Consider the following 19,377-nt stretch of genomic DNA (forward strand, 5'->3'; position numbering starts at 1 on the left):
GCGCTACCGGCCGGTACCAACCAGCATCAGTCAACATGGCGATCATCGCTCTGACCTGCACTTTAGCGGCAGAACAGGGATCAAGTACATCGATAATTTTCCCTGAAATCCCCGTTCGCATCGAGGGGGTCTGGGGTTCAAATCCCCACAGCTCCACCCTTGGGAAACGCCTGGACTTCGGTCCGGGCGTTTTTGGTTTGTCACCAGAGGGTGACGTCGTTCGGTTTTCAGCACCGTTCGAATGGACCGAACGGCAGGCGAAACCGAACCGTGAGCGGCTGCTGGAGGTGGCCCGGCGGTGTTTGCGCGAGTTCGGCATGACGATCGAGCGCCGGCCGCTCAGGAATCCGACGGTGACATGGCCGCGGTCGTCACGCTGTCCCGAGGTGGCTCTACCGCTGGACTTCGGGCGGGTGGTCGCGGTGGTGCTTCCCGGGCACCCGGGTTGGCGCTCTCGGCCGTTGCGCCGGTCACTTTGATCGTCGTCCGCGGTTCCGCCGGGACCGGCGGCCGCACACTCGGCGGCTTTCGTGCGCGCTCACTCCCGAAAACCCGGCCGGCCGGAACTCCGTGTAAGCGAGAGGTCCCGTTCGCTGGTCTTTGTGGTAGATCGAGGTGGCCAGAGAATCTCTTTCTCGGTCGTTGCCTGGGCGTCGATGTTATGTCGCCTGTTCGCTTGTCCCCCGCCTTCACCGCGAGCTTAGGCCGGTCGCCGGCGGCGGTTCGAGTCGTCCGCAAGAACCGATGTCGATCTTGGGCAATTGTTGCCGAACGGCGCGATCCTGAGCGATCCCGGCCATCCGGGAGCCTTCTCCCTGGGTGTTTGCGGTTCTACGGCAAGCGCCCGGTCGGGCGAATCACCACATGGGGCCGGCGTCCGCCGCGCTAAGTGGAAATGGGGCTCTCGTCGGCAAAGGGTGCCCGTTTCGTCCGCTTTATATGCCGACGCTATGCGATCTTGAACGATTGGCCACCCGAAACGGTGGCAGATCGACCAAGATCGCTCCGGGTGACGCGTTCGCTGGGCGAGGGATTGCGGATTCGGCCGTGGGCGGCCAAGAAGAAGGCTTCCGACCAAGATCGCTAGCGAGTCGGGATGACGCCACAGCCATCCGACGGCGCGACGTGATATCGCGGCCACCCGCAACTGAGGAAACAGGCTCCAGAACCGTACCTATGTAAGGGTTTTGACCGCGACCGTCTCGCCCTCAATGATCTCGCCGGTGGGGGTGAAGCCCAGCCTGGCGTAGAACGGCGCGGGGCCGCCCTCGCGGGGCTCGTAGGTGACGTAGGCGCGGGTTCCGCCGCGGGTGCGGATCTCGGCGCAGACGGCCTCCACCGCGAAGGTGCCGTAGCCGCGGCCCTGGCGGTCGGCGGCGATGTTGAGGCGCCAGAGGCCGGAGCGCAGGTCGGTGGGGTCGGAGGGTTCGCCCCACGGGAGGTCGAGGAAGGCCATCACGAAACCGACCAGTTCGTCGCCGTCGTAGATCAGGCGGGGCCAGGCGTATTCGGGGTAGACGTACGCCTCGGCGAGGGACTTGACCACCGGCGCGACCAGGTCGTCCTGGTCGGGGCGGACGGAGAGGGCCAGTGCCGCCTCGTAGTTGTCCGGGTCGACCTTGCGGAGATGCATTCCGGCAGGTTAGCGGTGCAGGTGGAAGGCGGCGATCTCCTCCACCCGGGTCCGGGTGACTCCGGCGAGTTGTTCGACGGCGAGTGGGTGGCCGGTCGGTTCCAGTTCGATGTACGGCAACTGCCCCACGGCCCGGGTGTGCACGTTCGTCCGCAGGTTGAGCGTCGACGGTTCGTACCCGGCGATGACGTTGGAGAGCCAGCCGAAGTAGGGCGGCTCCTTCTCCCGGCCGGGTTGTTCCCAGACGTCGACCGCACGGGTGAAGCTGGCCCGGCTCAGTGACACCCACATGCTGTAGGTGAATATCTCCCCGGTGTCCCAGACCGGCAGTTCGATCAGGCCGCGGACGAAGAACTGCTCCCCGGCGATCACGCACAGGTCCGCGTCCAGCAGGCAGCCTTCCTGGTCCGCCATCTCCGGCTGCCAGAAATCCGGGGCCGGAGCGGCGAAACTGAGCGGCGGGCCGTCGTGCACGGCCCCGCACGTGCCGCAGGTGAACTGCTCGGTGCTCATGGCCGCGAAGCATACGGGCGGCACCGGTAGTGACGGTCGGCACGGCCGCTGTCGGTGCCTGATCTGGGTGAAAAGCGAGTCTTGCTACTTTTGGGTGGTACCTCTGAATCAAGTCTCGGAGGTGACGTCACATGAAAGCACCACTGCCCGACAACGAGATCGAGCGGCTGGCGGCGCTGTACTCGCTCGACATCCTCGACAGCCCCCCGGAGAAGGATTTCGACGACATCGTCGCGCTGGCGGCCGGGGTCTGTGAGGCGCCCATCGCGATGGTCAGCCTGGTCGACGCCGATCGGCAGTGGGCCAAGGCCCGGACCGGCTCCGAGGTCGCGGAGACCTCCCGGGACGTGTCCATCTGCGCCCACGCCATCCTCGGCCGTGACCTGCTCGTCGTTCCGGACACCCGGGCGGACGACCGGTTCGCCGACATCCCGGCGGTGGCCGCGAGCGGTGGCATCCGGTTCTACGCCGGGATGCCGCTGCTGACCACCGACGGATTCGCGCTCGGCACCCTCTGCGTCACGGACTTCGAACCGCGGCGGCTCGACATGGAGCAGCAGCAGGCGCTGCGTGCCCTCGCCCGGCAGGTGACCGCCCAGCTGGAGCTGCGCCGGTACGCCTTCGCGCTGGCCAACACCACGGCCCGGCTCCAGGAGCTGGAGCGCCGCAAGGACGACCTGGCCGGTCTGGTCGGCGGGGAGCTGCGGTCGTCGCTGCGGCTCATGTCGGGTTACCTGGAGCGGCTGGGCGACACCGGCTATCACGACGCCGAGATGGCGGACCTGGTCGGGCGGGCCACGGCGGCGCACGTACGGGGGTTCCGTGAGCTGATCGACCACCTCACCACGATGGCCGACGCCGGGCTGGGCGGGGAGAGCCTGCACATGCGGCAGTGCGACCTCACCCGGGTCACCCAGCGGGCGGTGGAGGCGGTACGCCCGATCGCCGCCAGCAAGCACATCTGGATCCTCAACCAGGCGGGCGGCCCGTCGTTGCCGATCATCGCCGATCCGGTGCGCCTGGAGCAGGTCCTGACGCACCTGCTGTTCGCCGCGGTCAAATACACGCCGGAGGGCGGCCGGGTACGGGTCGGCACCGAGATGGAGTCCGGCCCGACCGTACGGCTGGACGACATGGACCTGCCCGACGGCCTGCGGCCCGAGCTGTTCCCGCACCTGTACTACGGGGCCATCGCCAACCCGACCGACGTACCGGGGCCGGACCGGGGGCTGGCCGTCGCCAAACGCATCCTGGACGCCCATCACGCCACCGTGGCGCTCTCCGACCGGCCGGGCGACGGGACGTCACTGCACGTCGTGTTCCCGTACGCCGAGATGACGCCGGCCGAGATGATCCGGGACCTGGCCATCGCCTGAGCACGAGCGGAACCCGCCCCCGACCGGCTGCAGTTCGGTCGGGGGCGGGCCGGTCTCATCGCCGCCGTGCCGGTGGCCTTCCGTGCGCGCTCGGCGGCCAGGTGTCCACCTCGGGCGCCACCCGCTGCCCGGGCGGCATCGGCGCCGGCGGCGTTGGTGGCGGTGGCGGTGGAACCGGCGAGCGCGGGGCCAGGCCGGCCCGGTTGAGCTTGTGCCAGCGCAACCGTCCACCGGTCAGGGCCGTGGTCGCCGACTGCAACAGCACCAGATACATCAGCTGCCGGTACGCGAACTGCTGCAACGGCAGCCGGAGCAGCGGCTTGAACGACTCCTTGTCGAGGCGGAACGCGACCCCCGCGGTGAACAACTGGAGGGCCAGCATGCCGAGCCAGGCCGCCACGGTCTCCTGACGCTCCCAGAAGACCAGGCCGTACACGAGCATGATGTCGACCACCGGCGCCAGCATCGGCAGCGCCACCCCGAAGAGGGCGAGGAACGGCAGGCCCACCCGCCCGAAGCGGCCGGACGGCCCGGACTCGAAGAGCGACCGCCGGTGCTTCCACATCGCCTGCATGGTCCCGTAGCTCCACCGGTACCGCTGGCGGTACAGCTGCTCCAGCGTGGTCGGCGCCTCGGTCCAGGCCAGGGCGTCCTCCACGTAGACGACGCGCCACCCTTTCCGGCACAGCGCCATCGTGACGTCGGTGTCCTCGGCCAGGGTCTCGTCGCTGACCCCGCCCACCTGGGCCAGCGCCTCCCGCCGGAACGCGCCGATCGCGCCGGGAACGGTGGGCATGCAGTTCAGCACCTCGTAGAGGCGGCGGTCCAGGTTGAAGCCGATCACGTACTCGATGTGCTGCCAGGTGGCGACCATGGTCTCCCGGTTGCCGACCTTGACGTTGCCGGCCACCGCGCCCACCGACGGGTCGCCGAACGGCTGGACCAGCCGGTGCAGCGCGTCGGGTTCGAAGACGGTGTCGCCGTCGACCATCACGATCAGGTCGTGCTTCGCCATGGCCACGCCGGTGTTCAGGGCGTTCGGCTTGCCGCCGTTGGGCACCCGGACCACCCGCACGTGCGGCAGGTCCATCCGGTCGACCAGGTCGGCGGTGCCGTCGGTGGAGCCGTCGTCGACCACCACCACCTCGATCATCGGATGGTTGCCGCCGGCCAGTGAGCGGACCGCGGCCTCGATGCCCTCCTTCTCGTTGTAGGCGGGCACGATCACCGAGACCGGCTCGTTCACCGGTGGACCCCAGCTCCAGCCGGGCTTGCGCCGCTGCCGGGCGTTGCGCGTCGCGAGCGCGAGCATGAGCAGCGTACGGCCGATGGTCAGCAGCCCGACCACCAGGAAGAGCCCGGCGATCACGATGACCATGCCGTCGGCCAGGCTGACCGTCCAGATCAGGGCCATGCCGCGCCACTTGTCGCCGGCCGGCGCCTCGGGGTTGACCGGCAGCGCCGCCGCGGGGGCGTCCGCGCGTCCGGCGAGGCCCAGGTTGAGCCCCTCGGTGACGGTGGTGAAGCGGTAGCCCTGAGCCTTCATCCGCGGGATGAACTCGCGCAGCGCCGCGACGGTCTGCGAGCGCTCGCCACCGGCGTCGTGGAAGAGGACGATCGCGGACTGGCCGTCGGCCGGGGTGGCGTTGGCGATGATCTCGTCGATCCCGGGGCGCTCCCAGTCCCGGCTGTCCCTGTCGTTGACCACGACCAGGTAGCCGAGAGCGCCGGCCTCCTTGACCAGCTCCCAGTTGGCCCTGTCGATGGCCGGGTTCATGGACGAGTACGGGAACCGGGCCAGGTTGGTGTGTACCCCGGTGGACCGGGCGATCGCCACCTGGTTCTGGGACAGCTCGAGCTCCCGCCGCCACGGGGCGAGCTTCTGCATGTTGCGGTGGGTGAAGGTGTGCAAACCCAACTCGTGGCCGCCGTCCACGACGTGCTTGGTCAGCTCGGGGTGCCTGGCGACCTGGGCGCCGACGACGAAGAAGGTGGCGTGGGCGTCCTGCTCGCGCAGCACCTCCAGGATCTTCGGCGTCCACACCGGATCCGGTCCGTCGTCGAAGGTGAGCGCGATGGTGCGCTCCGGCAGCCGGCTGGTGCTCTCCTGGCCGCCGGTGGTGTTGATGATCGGGCCGCCGTCGCGGATCGCCGTCGGCACCCCGGCGTAGTCGCCGGCCTTGCTCGCCACGTGGTCGCCGGCGACCTTGGGGTTGATGTACGTCTGCACGAACAGCACCGCCGTGAAGAACACGACCAGGAGCGTGCCGAGCAGCACGCGCGGCGGGGGCACGATGCGGCGCCGGTTGCGGGCCCGGGCCCGGCGGGACGGGCGAGTCACGGGGCGGCCCGGGTGGACGGTGGAGCGCTGTCGGCCGGGTCGTCGGCGGCCGGCGACGGCGCCGGCGGGGGCGGAGGCGGAGGCGGGGGAGTACCGGTCTCCTCGGCCTGCACCGGGCCGCCACCACCCTCACCGCCGGAGTCGGGGACCGCCGGCGGGGCCGGCGGCACCGGCTCGCTCGGGTTCGGGACCGGGGTGTCCGTCGAGGTGGGGGTCGGTGTCGGCGTTTTGGTGGACTCCAGCGTCTTGGTGGCCGTGGCGCTGGGCGTTCCGGTGGCCGATGGCCGGGTGGTCGACTGCGCCGGCTTGCTGGAGGTCGTCGCGGACTGGCTCGCGGTACGGCGTTCGGTGCCGCCGGAACGCCGCTCCACCGACTCGACGCGCCGGGTCGGGGTGGCGTTCGGCGTGGGTGTCGGCGCGGGGGTGGGACGGGCCGTGGGCTCCTGCTCCTCGTCCTTGTCGTCCTCGTCATCCAGTCCGGGCAGTGGGAACACCGCGCTCGAGCTCACCGGACCGCCGGCCAGGCTGATGCCCACCAGGCCCCCGTACACGACGAGAAGGATGCCGAAGGCCAGTGCGAGGCGCCGGAGCAACCGGCTGCGCCGCCCGGTGGAGTCCACGAACACCGGCGCCGGCTCCGGCACGGTGATCACTTCCGTGGGGAGGTGGGGGTCGTGTGGGTCTCTGGGCTCCTGCGAAGTCACGCGGCGAGCTTAAGAACATTTATCGCGATCTTGGCACAGATCACTCACAAGGGGGACAGTCGACTGATCCTCTGAAATAGGACGAAATGCCATGCGTGGCGATTTGGCCGGTCGGAGGGGGTGTGAACCCGTTTCGCTGACCAGCGGCGGGGCATCGGATCGAAAGACGTTATGCCCTTATCCCCAGCAATTACTGTCGTATTCCCGACTGCGTGGCCGAGCAATTCTCGCGAAAGGATTAAACCGATAAGAGAAGTAAGAACTTAATGTCTGAATCGCTGTGATGGTGGGAGCGACACGACAAACTCCTGGCCGCACCCGTTGTGCACGCCATCCGACCTAGTTAAGCTCTTGTTGCGCGCCCCAATCGCCCGCTTCCCCCGTGGCAGGCGATCGGGGCGCGCCCTTCTGTTTCCGGGCTGTCGCCGCTAGATCCAGCGGCCCCCGAGCCACATGCGCACCGACCAGTCGTCGTAGGGCAGCAGTGTGCCCACGAAGACCGGGTAGAAATAGGCGAAACACAGCGCGACCAGGACGACGTAGGTGGACACCGCGACGGCGCCGATGAGCTGCCGGTCGGAACGGTTCGCCCCCGCCGCCATCCCGCCCGGGGGCGTCATGATCGCCCCGAGCACGTAGACCACCGCCAGGATCAGGAACGGCAGCGCCGGCATCACGTAGAACGCGAACATCGTGCGCCCGTCCTTGACCGCGAAGTAGAACCACGGCAGCAGGCCGGCCACCGCGCCGGTCATGATCGCGTAGGCCCGCCAGTCGCGCCGGGCGATCCCGAACCAGGCCAGCGCGCCCAGCGCCGGCAGGAACGACCACCACAGGATCGGCGTGCCCAGAAGCAGGATCTCGGCGGCGCAGCTCGGGGCTCCGCAGTTGCCGGCCGTGCTCCAGTAGAAGGCCACCGGACGGCCCAGCAGCAGCCACTGCCACGGCCACGACTGGTAGGTGTGCTTCTCGGTCAGTCCGGTGTGGAAGTTGAACGCCTCGGAGTGGTAGTGGGCCAGGTTGAGCAGCGCCCCGATGACCGGCGGTTCGCTCCACCCGTTGTCCGCCCGGTAGTGCCGGAAGTAGCCGTTGTCGGTGACGAACCAGCCGGTCCAGCTGGCCAGGTAGACGCCGATGGCCAGACCGAAGCAGAGCAGCAGCCAGCCCAGGTCGCCGAGGATGCCGGCCAGCACCGGCCCGCGCACCCCGGCGGAGCGCCGCGCCTGCACCCGCCAGACGATCACCAGGGCCGCGAAGAACGGCGCGAAGAAGGCGGCGCTCCACTTGACACTGCACGCCATGCCGAAGGTGATCCCGGCGGCCAGCAGCCACCACGGCACGATCAGCGGCACGGTCGGCGTCTTCTGCGGGTCGTAGCCCCGCTCCAGCGCCCGCAGCCAGCGGCGGCGGTAGTGGTCGCGGTCCAGCACCAGGGCGCCGAAGGTCATCAGGATGAACAGGCCGATGAAGATGTCCAGCAGCGACGTCCGGGAGAGGACCAGCTGGAAGCCGTCCAGCGTCATCAGCAGACCGGCGATCCCGGCCAGCACGATCGAGTGGAACAGCCGGAACGCGATCCGGATGAGGATCAGGACCATCAGCGTGCCGGCGACCGCGGTGGAGAACCGCCAGCCCATCTCGTTGTTGCCGTACACCGTCTCGCCGAGCGCGATCAGCCACTTGCCGAGCGGGGGGTGCACGACGTACGCCGCGCCGTTGACCTTCTCGTCCCACTCGAAGCCGTGCTGGAGCATGTCCCAGGCGTCGGTCGGATAGTAGACCTCGTCGAAGATGTAACCCTTCGGTTTGTCCAGCCCGGCGAACCGCAGGATGCCGGCCACCGTGACGATGATCAGGGTGATGAGCCACGAGTACGGGTTGAACCGTCGGTCCAGCGTCGACAGCCGACGCCGGACGATCTCGGGCACATCACGCACGCTTGGGGATGACCCTGTCCCGGCGGTGGGGTCCGCGGGGGTGAGGTCTGTGTCAGCTGTCGCCGCCGTCGTCACCCCGCGATCGTAGGACGCAAGCCTGAGAAGCGATGCCCGCCATCACCACCTCTTGCCATGTGATGGACTTTTGCGATGCCTGATGACGAAGAAGCCGGCGGCCGCGTGATCCTGGTGGGCGCCCCGCTGGGCAACACCGGCGACGCCTCGACCCGGTTGCGCGAGGTCCTGGCCTCGGCAGATGTGATCGCCGCGGAGGACACCCGGCGGCTCGGCCGGCTCGCCCGGGACCTCGATGTCACCGTGCGTGGCCGGGTCGTCTCCTACTTCGAGGGCAACGACGAACGGCGTACCCCCGAACTGGTCGAGGCGCTGCGCGACGGCTCGGTCGTCGCCGTCGTCACCGACGGCGGCATGCCGAGCGTCTCCGACCCCGGCTTCCGGCTGGTCCGGGCGGCGCTCGACGCCGGCTTCCCGGTCACCTCGGCGCCCGGGCCGAGCGCGGTCACCACGGCGCTGGCCCTCTCCGGCCTGCCCAGCGACCGGTTCGTCTTCGAGGGCTTCCTGCCCCGGTCCGGCTCGAACCGCCGCTCCCGCCTCCGCGAACTGGCCGCCGAGCCGCGCACGCTGGTGTTCTTCGAGGCGCCGCACCGGATCGCCGGCGCGCTCGAGGACCTGGCCGCGATCTTCGGGGCGGACCGGCCGGCCGCCCTCTGCCGGGAGCTCACCAAGACGTACGAGGAGATCCGCCGGGACACCCTCGCCGCGCTCGCCGCGAACGCCGCGGCGGATCCGCCGCGCGGCGAGATCACCCTGGTGGTCGCGGGCGCGCCGGCCGGGCCGCCGGAACGGCCCGGAGACGACGAGCTGCGTGCCGAGGTCGCTCGGCGGGAGGCCGCCGGCGCTTCCCGCCGGGACGCGATCCAGTCGGTGGCCGACGCTTATCAGCTGCGCAAACGCGACGTCTACGCCCTGATACACCATTGATTCGTACGGCTACCCGAACCGATTCCGGAAAATACGCGAAGCACGGTCCCGCCCAGCCGACGGTTCAGTAGGCCGCGACCAGGAAGCCGCTCAGCAGCAGGAGCGGGCCGAGGAAGCTGGCGATCAGGGCACTGCGCCGGGTGGGCCGGGACGGCAGCCGCCGTGCCCCGGTCGCCTCGGCGATGCCGTAGCCGCAGATCGCCACGAGCAGGAAGCCGAGCCCCCAGCGCAGGTGCATGAGCGCCCCGGCCGGCGCCGCGTAGGCCTGGTCGCTGTCCGGGCTGACCATCCGGGCCGAGGACACCGCGCCCGTGTGCCGTCCGGTGCCGGAGATGCCGAGCAGCGTCACCCGGGAGACGCTGTAGTGCCCGTCGAGCGAGGCGAACTGCCCGGCGCAGCGCTGGGCCAGACCGTCGCCGCGGCAGTGGGTGGTGGTCGCGTACCCCTGGTCGCCGTGCCCCACCGCCAGCCAGAACGGTTCCGCGCTGACCCAGCCGAAGAAGGCTGCCACCAGGCTCAGCGTGACCAGCGCGAACAACGCGCTCAGCGGGTTGTGGGCGGGCGGCCGGCGGCGACGGCCGGGCCGGTGGTCGGCGCGTGCCGCGTCGTTGCGGGCGCGCTCCTCCTCGGTGAGCCAGAACGGTGAGTTCTCCATCCGTTCCAGGCGGGCCTCGACGTCGGGGCAGCCGATCACCTCGGGCAGCGGCGTCACCCCGGGCCGGGGTTCCCGCTCCGGGCCGCCCTCGACGATCATCAGCTCGCCCGCGGTGGCGAGCCGGGAGCCGCCGGGCGCGGCGCCCGGCTCGGTCAGCCGGGCGGGCGGTCCCGGCTCCTCGGCGGGTTCCGGGCGGTCGCGGCGGTCGCGGCGGTCCCGGTTCTCCAGGCGGTCCAGGTGTTCCAGACGGTTCAGGTGCTCGGTGAGGTCGCGGACCCCGGCGACGTGGGCGGCGGCCGACGACGGATCTTCGGCGTCCGGCCGGTCCCGGTCGTCCTCGCCGTGCCACCAGGCGCCGTCGGGGTCGGACAGGGTCCACGGGTTGCCCTGGTCACGGGGCGGTTCCGCGGGCTGTGGAGCGTCTCCGGTCATTTGCCCATTGAATGCCCCGGCCCGTCGGTGATCACGTTCCTGATGGGGCGTGTCGGGACAAATCGGCATACCAGCGCCGGAGGAGGCAATCCGTTCGCGAACCCCTGGGAGCGGTCACTACGCTTGGACACCATGAGTCACGTTCTCGCCGCGGTTGCCTGGCCCTACGCCAACGGCCCCCGCCACATCGGTCATGTTTCCGGCTTCGGGGTGCCGTCCGACGTCTTCAGCCGGTACATGCGGATGGCCGGTCACGACGTGCTCATGGTCTCCGGCACGGATGAGCACGGCACCCCGATCCAGGTGCAGGCCGACGCCGACGGGGTGACCCCGCGTCAGCTCGCCGACCGGTACAACCGGGTGATCGTGGAGGACCTGCACGGCCTCGGCCTGTCGTACGACCTGTTCACCCGGACCACCACGCGCAACCACTACGCGATCGTCCAGGAGCTGTTCGAGGGGCTGCACCGGAACGGCTACATCGTCGCCCGGACCACCCTCGGCGCGATCTCCCCGTCCACCGGCCGCACCCTGCCCGACCGGTACATCGAGGGCACCTGCCCGATCTGCGGCTACGAGGGCGCGCGCGGCGACCAGTGCGACAACTGCGGCAACCAGCTCGACCCGGAGCAGCTGCTGAACCCGCGCTCCCGGATCAACGGCGAGGTCCCGCAGTTCGTCGAGACCGAGCACTTCTTCCTCGACCTGCCGGCCTTCGCCGAGGCGATCGGCGGCTGGCTGGACCGCCGGGAGAACTGGCGGCCCAACGTCCTCAAGTTCTCCCGCAACCTGCTCGACGACCTCCAGCCCCGGGCCATCACCCGGGACCTGGAGTGGGGCGTGCCGATCCCGCTGGACGGCTGGCGGGACCGCAACGACAAGCGCATCTACGTGTGGTTCGACGCGGTCATCGGCTACCTGTCGGCGTCCATCGAGTGGGCCCGGCGCAGCGGTGACCCGGAGGCCTGGCGGCAGTGGTGGTCGGCCGACGCGCAGGGCAAGGACGCCCTCGGCTACTACTTCATGGGCAAGGACAACATCGTCTTCCACTCGGTGATCTGGCCGGCCCTGCTGCTCGGCTACTCCGGCGAGGGCGACAAGGGTGGCACGGCCGGCGAGTTCGGCAAGCTCAACCTGCCCACCGAGGTGGTCTCCAGCGAGTACCTGACGATGGAGGGCAAGAAGTTCTCCTCGTCCCGCCGGGTGGTCATCTACGTGCGCGACTTCCTGGAGCGGTACGACGCCGACGCCCTGCGCTACTTCATCGCGGCGGCCGGGCCGGAGTCCAACGACACCGACTTCACCTGGGCCGAGTTCGTCCGGCGCAACAACGACGAGCTGGTGGCCGGCTGGGGCAACCTGGTCAACCGGTCGATCTCGCTGACCGCGAAGAACTTCGGCGAGATCCCGGCGGCCGGTCCGCTGACGCCGGAGGACGAGGCGGTCCTCGAGGTGGCCAAGGCCGGGTTCACCACGGTCGGCGAGCTGATCGGCAAGCACCGGCAGAAGGCGGCGATCGGCGAGGCCATGCGGGTGGTCGCCGAGGCCAACCGGTACCTGTCCGAGCAGGCCCCGTGGAAGCTCAAGTCCGATGAGGACAAGCCGCGCCAGGCCACCGTCCTGCACGTCGCGCTCCAGGTGGTGAGCGACGCCAACACGCTGCTCACCCCGTTCCTGCCGCACTCCGCGCAGAAGGTGTTCGAGCTGCTCGGTGGCGAGGGTGTGCACGCCCCGATGCCGCGCATCGAGGAGGTCGAGGACCTGGACGGCGGCCCCGGCTACCCGGTGCTGACGGGTGACTACCGGACCGGCGCCCGCTGGGAGTCGGTGCCGCTGGTGGCCGGCACCCCGCTGGCCGCGCCGACGCCGGTGTTCCGCAAGCTCGACCCGTCGGTGATCGAGGAGGAGCTGGCCCGCCTGGGTGGCGACGAGTCCTGAGCCGACATTCGATGCCCACCAGATTGTGATCAATCCGGTGGGCATCGTCGTCGTCAAATGCGTTGATCGTTCATCATCGGTTCGGTATCTTCACAGAGCCACGGGGACGGGGGCGTTTCGTCGGTACGTTTAGGTAGCGACCTATTCGCTCCTTCAGGTGGCAGACATCCCCTTGAAGGAGTTTTGTGAAGACACGCCTTGCCGTCGCCGTCGTGAGCGGCGCCCTCATCGCGGGCGGCACGCTCATTGGCGCACCGGCCTACGCGATCCCGGACTCGGCCGCCGACGCGCCCTCCGGGAAGAACCCGTCGGCCGTCGTCGAAGAGTCCGCCACGGGCCTGGACCTGACCGACCCGACGCCGACGGACCCGACGCCGACCCCCACCGACCCGACGCCGACCCCCACCGACCCCACGCCGACGGACCCGACACCGACGGATCCGACACCGACGCCGACGTCCACCGAGCCGACCCCGGACACGACGAAGCCGACCGGCTCGTTCGCGCTCGACTACACCTCGGTCTGGACCGGCCAGCAGATCAAGGTCATCCAGGAATCCTGGGACTACAGCGACCCGGGCGACGCCCAGAGCGCCCTCAAGCGGGTGGTGAGCTGGGGCGACGGCACCAGCACCGTGCTGAGCCCGACCACGTACAGCGCCCGGAAGTCGTACACCCGGGCCGGGAGCTTCAAGGTCACGGTGACCATCACCGACCCGGCCGGCAACACCTCCGCGATCCCGGCCCGTACCGTCGCGGTCACCGTGCCCGCCGGCAAGGCCTCGCTCAGCCGCAAGAGCGTCTACCAGGGCGCATATTTCAACATCAACATCGGCAAGGTCCCGGCCGGGGCGACGATGTACAAGATCGACTGGAGTGACGGCTGGGACTCGGAGTACTGGTCGACGACCAAGTCGCTCTCCGGCCGCATCCTCTACCGGTGGCGGTGGGACGCGGCGCTGAGGCAGTACGTCAAGGTCAGCAACGCCCGCGTCTCCGGCGTCCGCACGCTGCGGATCGCCTGGGGCAACGCCAAGGGCTACGGCACCTGGCAGACCATCGGCTCCATCAACGTCCTCAAGGACAAGTGGAAGCCGACCCTGACGATCAAGAAGCCGTCCAGCACGAACCGGGCGAGCTCCTGGAAGACGATCACCGGCACCGTCGCTGACAAGGGTTCCGGCGTCCGGCACCTCGGCGTCACCGCCTTCCGGGTCACCAAGAGCGGCAAGGCCTACTGCCTCACCCCGGCGCGGAAGTGGAAGCGGTACTACAGCGACGCCGACGTCGACAAGTACTGCTACGCGACCGGCGTCAAGGTCAAGATCAAGAACGGCAAGTGGTCGCTGAAGCTGCCCGCCGGCCTCGCCAAGAACCAGTTCTTCGCGGTCGACGCCTGGGTGTACGACTACGCGAACTACTTCCGCAGCACCTACCGCACCGCGGAGATCACCCGCAGTTGATCGCCCGATGCCCGCCGGTGAGAAACCGGCGGGCATCGCTGTTTTCCAGGCCTTCCGCAGGATTGATCGTGGTCCTGGGCTGGGGTAGCGTCGCGACAACCACGGGGGAGGCCTGGGTTTCGCGTGTCCTTCGTGTGGTTCCGCACCGAAGGAGTCGAAGTTGAAGTCACGGCACACCCGTCCGCTCGTGGCCGCGATCGTCAGTGGCGTGCTGGTGGCCGGCGGCGTGGTCGTCACGTCCCCGGCGTCGGCGGTCGGCCCGGCCACCACGGTGGTCAACCTGGCCGACGAGTCGACCGACCCCACCGTGGACCCGACGACGGACCCGACCACGGAGCCGACGACCGACCCCACGACGGACCCGACCACGACGGCGCCGACGACCGAGCCGACGACGACGCCGCCCACCACGGACCCGACGACGACGCCGCCGACCACCGAGCCGACGACGACGCCGCCGACCACCGGGCCGACGACGACGCCGCCGACCACCGGGCCGACCGGTGACACCGCGGCGCCGACCGGCTCGTTCCGGGTGAACGCCACCTCGCTCTGGCTCGGCCAGTCGGTGCAGCTCAGCCAGGCCGCCGCCGACTTCCAGGACGACACCGACACGGATGCGCAGATCACCCGGGTCGTCAACTGGGGCGACGGCTCGGCGCCGCAGACGCTCGCGGCCGGCGCCGTCGGTGCGACCAGGCAGTACTCCCGGGTCGCGTCGTTCACGATCACCGTGACGATGACCGACCGGGCCGGCAACGCCCGCACCCTCACCCGGACCGTCGCGGTGACCAACCCGGCCGGGAAGTACTCACTCAGCCGGGCCGGCGTCTACCAGGGCTACCCGTTCGCCGTGAAGATCAGCGGCCTGCCGGCCGGCACCCGGTACATGTCGATCGACTGGGGCAACAACTACCGGTCCGGCCTGTCGCCGAAGACCGGCACCTACAACACCTCGCTCCTGTACGACTGGGACGCCGCCAGCCGCCAGTGGAACCTGAGTAGGAAGATCACCGGCGCCCGTACCCTGAAGATCGCTTTTTGGAACGCGAACGGGTGGAGCGCCTACCGGGCCATCGGCACGGTCCAGGTCTACGCCGACGCCGTGAAGCCGTCGCTGAGCATCACCAAACCGTCGAAGTCGAACCGGGTCAGCTCCTGGAAGACGGTCCGCGGAACGGCCTCCGACAAGGCGTCCGGCGTGACCCACGTGTGGATGACCGTGGCCCGTTCCACCGCGAGCGGCAAGCTGTACTGCCTGACCCCGCAGCGGAAGTGGAAGCGGTTCTACACCGACGCGCAGTTCCAGGCCTACTGCTCGAACTCCGGGGTCCGGGTCACCGTCAGCAAGGGCAGATGGTCGCTCAGGCTGCCGGCCGGGGTGAGCCGCGGGCAGTTCCTGGTCTACGCCTGGACGTTCGACCGGGCCGGCAACCTGACCGAGCGGGCCCGGCAGGTCACCCTGAACAAGGCCTGACCTACATCTGGTAGGCGATGTCCGCGATGTGGTGGTCGGTCAGCTCGTCGATCGGCGCCCACGCCTCGTAGACGCCACGCTCGTAGCACCGGGCGCCGGTCGTGTTGATCCCGTCCACCTCGGGGCGGAGCAGCCGCAGCCGGGCCCAGGTCTCGTCGCGCTGCAACACCCAGCAGGAGATCCCGCGCCATCGGGCCTGCTCGGCCCGGCGGCTCAGGGTCTGCACCGGATAGCGGGCCGCGCGGGTCAGCGCCCGTACCCGGAACTCGCCGGGCGGGTCGGCGACCGCCTCGTACTCCTTGTCGTCTATCCGGCCGACCAGCCGGGCCGACCCGGCCGCGGTGCAGGGCACGTACTCCCGGTCGGGGCTGCCGCCGGGGATCTCGGAGAGCAGGCTCCGCCAGCGCGGCCCGGCCAGGCGCAGCCATCCGTGCTGCTCCGGCTGGTACGTGTACAGCACCACCTCGTCCCCGCCCGGCACATGGGCCAGCAACTGCGCGTTCGCCGGCATCGGCAGGTCCGCGAAGCCGGCCGTCACGTACTCGGGGATGAGGTCGTCGGCGCTCGGGGTGAAGCCGGTGCCGAGCACCATGGCCCCGATCCGGGAGTGCGCCGGCAGCGCGGCCAGACCCGGGTGCGCGGGCTCGCCGGGGATCTCGTAGTCCAGCGGATCGGTGGCCCGCCAGCGCAGCGCGAACGTCACCTGCGAGTCGGCCGCGCCGTCCGTGCGCAGCAGTGCCAGCTCCCCGGGTTCACGCAGGTGGGCGAGGTCGCTTGCGCGGTAGCAGAAGCCGTACGGCAGCCAGCCGCCGAGATGGCCGGCGACCTGGGCGGCGGAGAGCATCTTGGTCATCCGGGTGCCCCGGCGGATCGCCGCGGTGACCCGGATCCGGCGCAGCATCGGATCGTCCCGGTAGGCCACCGACTGGCTCATCGACTGCACCTGTTGCCAGGTGAGGTCGCGGCGCAGCGGGGCCATCAGGGGCGGCTCGAGTGGGTCGGTGCCCAGCTCGTTCTCCTCACCGGTCACGGTCACGGGGCGCAACCTAAGTGATCGCGGTGGATATCGGATGAACGCCCGGTTACCGGAAAACTCGGCGTGCACAATGTCTCACATGCCTTCGTCTCCCTCGGGTCAGTCCCCATCAGACCGGCGCCGCGCCAAGGAAGCCCGCCGGGCCGGTGAGTTCCCGCCGGCGCCCGAGCCGCTCTCCGTCCCGGTCTTCGACAGCCACACCCACCTCGACCTCACGGTTCAGGAGGCGGGGGTGCCCGGGGACGGCGCCGGCGACCCGGTCGGGGCACTGATCGGCGCGGCCGCCAAGAGCGGTGTGGACCGGCTGGTCCAGGTGGGGGTGGACGTCGACTCGTCCCGCTGGGGCGCCGACCTGGCCGAGCGCCATGAGTCGATTCTGGCGGCGGTGGCCCTTCACCCGAACGAGGCGCCGCGACTCTCCGATCTGGACGAAGCGCTGCGCGTCATCGAGTCGCTGGCCGCCCGGCCCCGGGTGCGGGGGATCGGCGAGACCGGGCTGGACACGTTCCGTACCGGGGAGGAGGGCCGGGCCGCGCAGGAGGAGAGCTTCCGCGCGCACATCGCCATCGCGAAGCGCTACGGCAAGGCGCTGATCATCCACGACCGGGACGCGCACGCCGACGTGCTGCGGGTGCTCGACTCCGAGGGCGCGCCGGACCGGGTGGTGCTGCACTGTTTCTCCGGGGACGCCGAGTTCGCGGCCGAGTGCGTGCGCCGTGGCTACTACCTGAGTTTCGCCGGGACGGTCACCTTCGCGAGCGCCACCGGGCTGCGGGAGGCGGCCGCGATCACACCGCCCGGGCAGATGATGGTGGAGACCGACGCGCCCTACCTCACCCCGACGCCGTTCCGGGGGCGGCCCAACGCGTCGTACCTGGTTCCGCTGACCATGCGGGCGCTCGCCACCACGACCGGCACCGACCTGGACACGCTCTGCGCGGCGATCTCGGCCAACGGCGAGGAGGTCTTCGGCGGCTGGCGATGAGGTCACCGTAGGCTCTGGCCATGGCTGATGCACTTCTCGGCCCGGCGGAGATCCGGGACCTGGCCGCGCGCCTCGGCGTCGCGCCGACCAAGAAGCTCGGCCAGAACTTCCTGCACGACCCGAACACGATCCGCCGGATCGTGGCGGTGGCCGCCCTGCGCCCGGACGACGTGGCCCTGGAGGTCGGCCCGGGGCTCGGCTCGCTGACGCTGGGCCTGGTCGGCGCGGTCCGGCACGTGCACGCCGTGGAGATCGACCGGGCCCTGGCCGCGGCACTGCCGGGCACCGTCACCGCGGCGCACCTCACCGTGCACCCGGCCGACGCGCTCAAGGTGACCGGCGACCGGTTCGACCCGGCGCCCACCATGCTGGTGGCCAATCTGCCGTACAACGTGGCGGTCCCGGTGGTGCTGCACCTGCTGGCCGAGCTGCCCACCCTGCGCGGCGGGCTGGTGATGGTGCAGAAGGAGGTCGCCGACCGGCTCACCGCCGGTCCGGGCTCGAAGGTGTACGGCGTGCCGTCGGTCAAGCTGGCGTGGTACGCCGAGGCGAGACCGGCCGGGAAGGTGCCGCCCGCGGTGTTCTGGCCGGTGCCCAACGTGGACTCGGGGCTGGTCGCCTTCACCCGGCGGGAGCCGCCGTCCGACGTCCCGCGGGCCGCCGTGTTCGCGGTGGTCGACGCCGCTTTCGCGCAGCGCCGCAAGACGCTGCGGGCCGCGCTGGCCGGCTGGGCGGGCGGGCCGGACCGGGCCGAGTCGGTGCTGCGGGCGGCCGGGGTCAGCCCGCAGGCCAGGGGAGAGTCGCTCACGGTGGGTGAGTTCGCCGCGATCGCGGGGGCGGCCCGACAGCAGGGGTCCGGCGGTAAGCTCAGCCCGTCCGGCGCAGAGCCCGAGGAGAAGAACTCATGACCACGGAAGCTATCCGGGACTTCGCTCCGTGACGGAGGCGTGGGGACCGGACGATGACGAGCCGCGCCCGCACCACGGTCCGGTGAAGGTGCGTGTGCCGGCAAAGATCAACCTGCATCTCGGGGTCGGCCCGCTGCGCCCGGACGGGTATCACGAGCTGAACACCGTCTACCACGCGATCAGCCTCTTCGACGAGCTGACCGCCCGCCGCGGGGACACCCTCACGCTCACCATGGAGGGTGAGGGCACCGGTGAGCTGGAGCTGGACGAGTCGAATCTGATCATCCGGGCGGCCCGGGCGCTGGCCGCCCGCGGCCGGGTCCCGGCCTACGCGCGGCTGCACCTGCGCAAGAGCATCCCGCTGGCCGGTGGCCTGGCCGGGGGCAGCGCCGACGCGGCCGCCACCCTGATCGCCTGCGACATGCTCTGGGGTCTCGGCATGTCCCGCGACGACCTGGCCGAGGTCGGCGCCGAGCTGGGCTCGGACGTGCCGTTCCTGCTGCACGGCGGCACCGCACTGGGCACCGGCCACGGTGAGGCGGTCAGTCCCATCCTGGCCCGCCCGACCACCTGGCACTGGGTGGTGGCGATCGCCGACGGCGGGCTCTCCACCCCGGCCGTCTACCGCGAGCTGGACCGGTTGCGCGCCGCTTCCTCGCCGCCCGAGCCGCTCGGCGGCCCGGACGAGCTGATGGCCGCCATGCGCCAGCGTGATCCCAAGGTGCTCGGCGCGGCGCTCGGCAACGACCTCCAGCCGGCCGCGCTCGCGCTGCGCCCGCAGCTCGCCGACGTGCTGAACGCGGGCCAGGAGGCGGGCGCCATCGCCGGGCTGGTCTCCGGTTCCGGCCCCACCTGTGTCTTCCTGGCCGCCGACGCCAACCACGCGCAGCGGGTCGCGGCCGGGCTCACCGAGGCCGGGGTGTGCCGGGCGGCGGTCACCGCGCGCGGACCGCAGCCGGGCGCGCGGGTAATCTAGA

At 70.5% G+C, this 19,377-nt stretch carries 16 protein-coding genes; 9 read left to right on the plus strand and 7 right to left on the minus strand.

The window, feature by feature from the left end; genetic code table 11:
• Nucleotides 1-35: 35 nt before the first annotated feature.
• A complete protein-coding gene (locus tag KZ829_RS04925) occupies nucleotides 36-479 on the plus strand; it encodes a hypothetical protein (protein WP_220142638.1) in 444 nt (147 codons plus the stop codon).
• 695 nt (nucleotides 480-1,174) lie between these two features.
• Here KZ829_RS04925 and KZ829_RS04930 read toward each other — a convergent pair.
• Together KZ829_RS04930 and KZ829_RS04935 are read right to left on the minus strand one after the other, a co-directional pair.
• A complete protein-coding gene (locus KZ829_RS04930) occupies nucleotides 1,175-1,633 on the minus strand; it encodes a GNAT family N-acetyltransferase (protein WP_220142639.1) in 459 nt (152 codons plus the stop codon).
• Nucleotides 1,634-1,642: 9 nt separating this feature from the next.
• Entirely contained in the window at nucleotides 1,643-2,146 is a 504-nt protein-coding gene (locus KZ829_RS04935; RefSeq protein ID WP_220142640.1) for a DUF2199 domain-containing protein, read from the minus strand.
• 131 nt (nucleotides 2,147-2,277) lie between these two features.
• On the opposite strand from KZ829_RS04935, the gene KZ829_RS04940 reads away from it, so the two are divergent.
• Nucleotides 2,278-3,522: a GAF domain-containing sensor histidine kinase gene (locus KZ829_RS04940; protein WP_220142641.1), complete on the plus strand. Its 1,245-nt coding sequence runs from the start codon at nucleotides 2,278-2,280 to the stop codon at nucleotides 3,520-3,522.
• A 55-nt stretch (nucleotides 3,523-3,577) separates the two neighbouring features.
• On the opposite strand, the gene KZ829_RS04945 is transcribed toward KZ829_RS04940, so the two are convergent.
• The 3 genes from KZ829_RS04945 to KZ829_RS04955 all read right to left on the minus strand — a co-directional run bounded on the left by KZ829_RS04945 (nucleotide 3,578) and on the right by KZ829_RS04955 (nucleotide 8,579).
• A complete protein-coding gene (locus tag KZ829_RS04945; RefSeq protein ID WP_220142642.1) occupies nucleotides 3,578-5,863 on the minus strand; it encodes a bifunctional polysaccharide deacetylase/glycosyltransferase family 2 protein in 2,286 nt (761 codons plus the stop codon).
• Complete coding sequence (locus KZ829_RS04950) at nucleotides 5,860-6,567, minus strand: hypothetical protein (RefSeq protein ID WP_220142643.1); 708 nt, start codon at nucleotides 6,565-6,567, stop codon at nucleotides 5,860-5,862. Before KZ829_RS04950 ends, KZ829_RS04945 begins: the two co-directional genes overlap by 4 nt.
• Before the next feature lie 428 nt (nucleotides 6,568-6,995).
• Complete coding sequence (locus tag KZ829_RS04955; protein ID WP_220142644.1) at nucleotides 6,996-8,579, minus strand: dolichyl-phosphate-mannose--protein mannosyltransferase; 1,584 nt, start codon at nucleotides 8,577-8,579, stop codon at nucleotides 6,996-6,998.
• A 75-nt stretch (nucleotides 8,580-8,654) separates the two neighbouring features.
• On the opposite strand from KZ829_RS04955, the gene rsmI reads away from it, so the two are divergent.
• Nucleotides 8,655-9,506, plus strand: coding sequence for a 16S rRNA (cytidine(1402)-2'-O)-methyltransferase (rsmI, locus tag KZ829_RS04960; RefSeq protein WP_220142645.1), 852 nt, complete (start codon nucleotides 8,655-8,657; stop codon nucleotides 9,504-9,506).
• A 64-nt stretch (nucleotides 9,507-9,570) separates the two neighbouring features.
• Here the strand turns inward: rsmI and KZ829_RS04965 are convergent, their stop codons facing one another.
• Nucleotides 9,571-10,593 (minus strand): hypothetical protein, encoded by a 1,023-nt coding sequence (locus KZ829_RS04965; protein WP_220142646.1) that lies wholly within the window; start codon nucleotides 10,591-10,593, stop codon nucleotides 9,571-9,573.
• A gap of 132 nt (nucleotides 10,594-10,725) precedes the next feature.
• On the opposite strand from KZ829_RS04965, the gene metG reads away from it, so the two are divergent.
• The 3 genes from metG (at nucleotide 10,726) to KZ829_RS04980 (ending at nucleotide 15,471) form a co-directional block, all read left to right on the plus strand.
• Nucleotides 10,726-12,531, plus strand: coding sequence for a methionine--tRNA ligase (gene metG, locus KZ829_RS04970; RefSeq protein ID WP_220142647.1), 1,806 nt, complete (start codon nucleotides 10,726-10,728; stop codon nucleotides 12,529-12,531).
• 185 nt (nucleotides 12,532-12,716) lie between these two features.
• Complete coding sequence (locus KZ829_RS04975; RefSeq protein WP_220142648.1) at nucleotides 12,717-13,994, plus strand: hypothetical protein; 1,278 nt, start codon at nucleotides 12,717-12,719, stop codon at nucleotides 13,992-13,994.
• 160 nt (nucleotides 13,995-14,154) lie between these two features.
• Nucleotides 14,155-15,471, plus strand: coding sequence for a hypothetical protein (locus KZ829_RS04980; RefSeq protein WP_220142649.1), 1,317 nt, complete (start codon nucleotides 14,155-14,157; stop codon nucleotides 15,469-15,471).
• A gap of 1 nt (nucleotide 15,472) precedes the next feature.
• On the opposite strand, the gene KZ829_RS04985 is transcribed toward KZ829_RS04980, so the two are convergent.
• A complete protein-coding gene (locus KZ829_RS04985) occupies nucleotides 15,473-16,507 on the minus strand; it encodes a hypothetical protein (protein WP_220142650.1) in 1,035 nt (344 codons plus the stop codon).
• A gap of 70 nt (nucleotides 16,508-16,577) precedes the next feature.
• Here KZ829_RS04985 and KZ829_RS04990 point away from each other — a divergent pair, with 70 nt between their 5' ends.
• The 3 genes from KZ829_RS04990 to KZ829_RS05000 are packed head-to-tail and all read left to right on the plus strand — an operon-like array spanning nucleotide 16,578 to nucleotide 19,376.
• The gene (locus KZ829_RS04990; RefSeq protein WP_372453837.1) at nucleotides 16,578-17,492 is read left to right on the plus strand and encodes a TatD family hydrolase; all 915 of its coding nucleotides are present in this window, start codon (nucleotides 16,578-16,580) and stop codon (nucleotides 17,490-17,492) included.
• A gap of 20 nt (nucleotides 17,493-17,512) precedes the next feature.
• The gene (rsmA, locus tag KZ829_RS04995) at nucleotides 17,513-18,400 is read left to right on the plus strand and encodes a 16S rRNA (adenine(1518)-N(6)/adenine(1519)-N(6))-dimethyltransferase RsmA (protein WP_220142652.1); all 888 of its coding nucleotides are present in this window, start codon (nucleotides 17,513-17,515) and stop codon (nucleotides 18,398-18,400) included.
• Between the two features lie 28 nt (nucleotides 18,401-18,428).
• On the plus strand, nucleotides 18,429-19,376 hold the full coding sequence (locus KZ829_RS05000) for a 4-(cytidine 5'-diphospho)-2-C-methyl-D-erythritol kinase (RefSeq protein ID WP_220142653.1): 948 nt from the start codon (nucleotides 18,429-18,431) through the stop codon (nucleotides 19,374-19,376).
• The last annotated feature ends 1 nt before the right edge of the window (nucleotide 19,377 follow it).

The sequence above is a fragment of the Actinoplanes hulinensis genome (genome assembly GCF_019429605.1).
Classification (GTDB): Bacteria; Actinomycetota; Actinomycetes; order Mycobacteriales; family Micromonosporaceae; genus Actinoplanes; species Actinoplanes campanulatus.

Excerpts from the sequence above, each read along its gene's own strand:
- KZ829_RS04925 (WP_220142638.1), top strand. The coding sequence starts at position 36 with ATGGCGATCATCGCTCTGACCTGCACTTTAGCGGCAGAACAGGGATCA.
- KZ829_RS04930 (WP_220142639.1), bottom strand. The coding sequence starts at position 1,633 with ATGCATCTCCGCAAGGTCGACCCGGACAACTACGAGGCGGCACTGGCC.
- KZ829_RS04935 (WP_220142640.1), bottom strand. The coding sequence starts at position 2,146 with ATGAGCACCGAGCAGTTCACCTGCGGCACGTGCGGGGCCGTGCACGAC.
- KZ829_RS04940 (WP_220142641.1), top strand. The coding sequence starts at position 2,278 with ATGAAAGCACCACTGCCCGACAACGAGATCGAGCGGCTGGCGGCGCTG.
- rsmI (WP_220142645.1), top strand. The coding sequence starts at position 8,655 with ATGCCTGATGACGAAGAAGCCGGCGGCCGCGTGATCCTGGTGGGCGCC.
- KZ829_RS04965 (WP_220142646.1), bottom strand. The coding sequence starts at position 10,593 with ATGACCGGAGACGCTCCACAGCCCGCGGAACCGCCCCGTGACCAGGGC.
- metG (WP_220142647.1), top strand. The coding sequence starts at position 10,726 with ATGAGTCACGTTCTCGCCGCGGTTGCCTGGCCCTACGCCAACGGCCCC.
- KZ829_RS04990 (WP_372453837.1), top strand. The coding sequence starts at position 16,578 with ATGTCTCACATGCCTTCGTCTCCCTCGGGTCAGTCCCCATCAGACCGG.
- rsmA (WP_220142652.1), top strand. The coding sequence starts at position 17,513 with ATGGCTGATGCACTTCTCGGCCCGGCGGAGATCCGGGACCTGGCCGCG.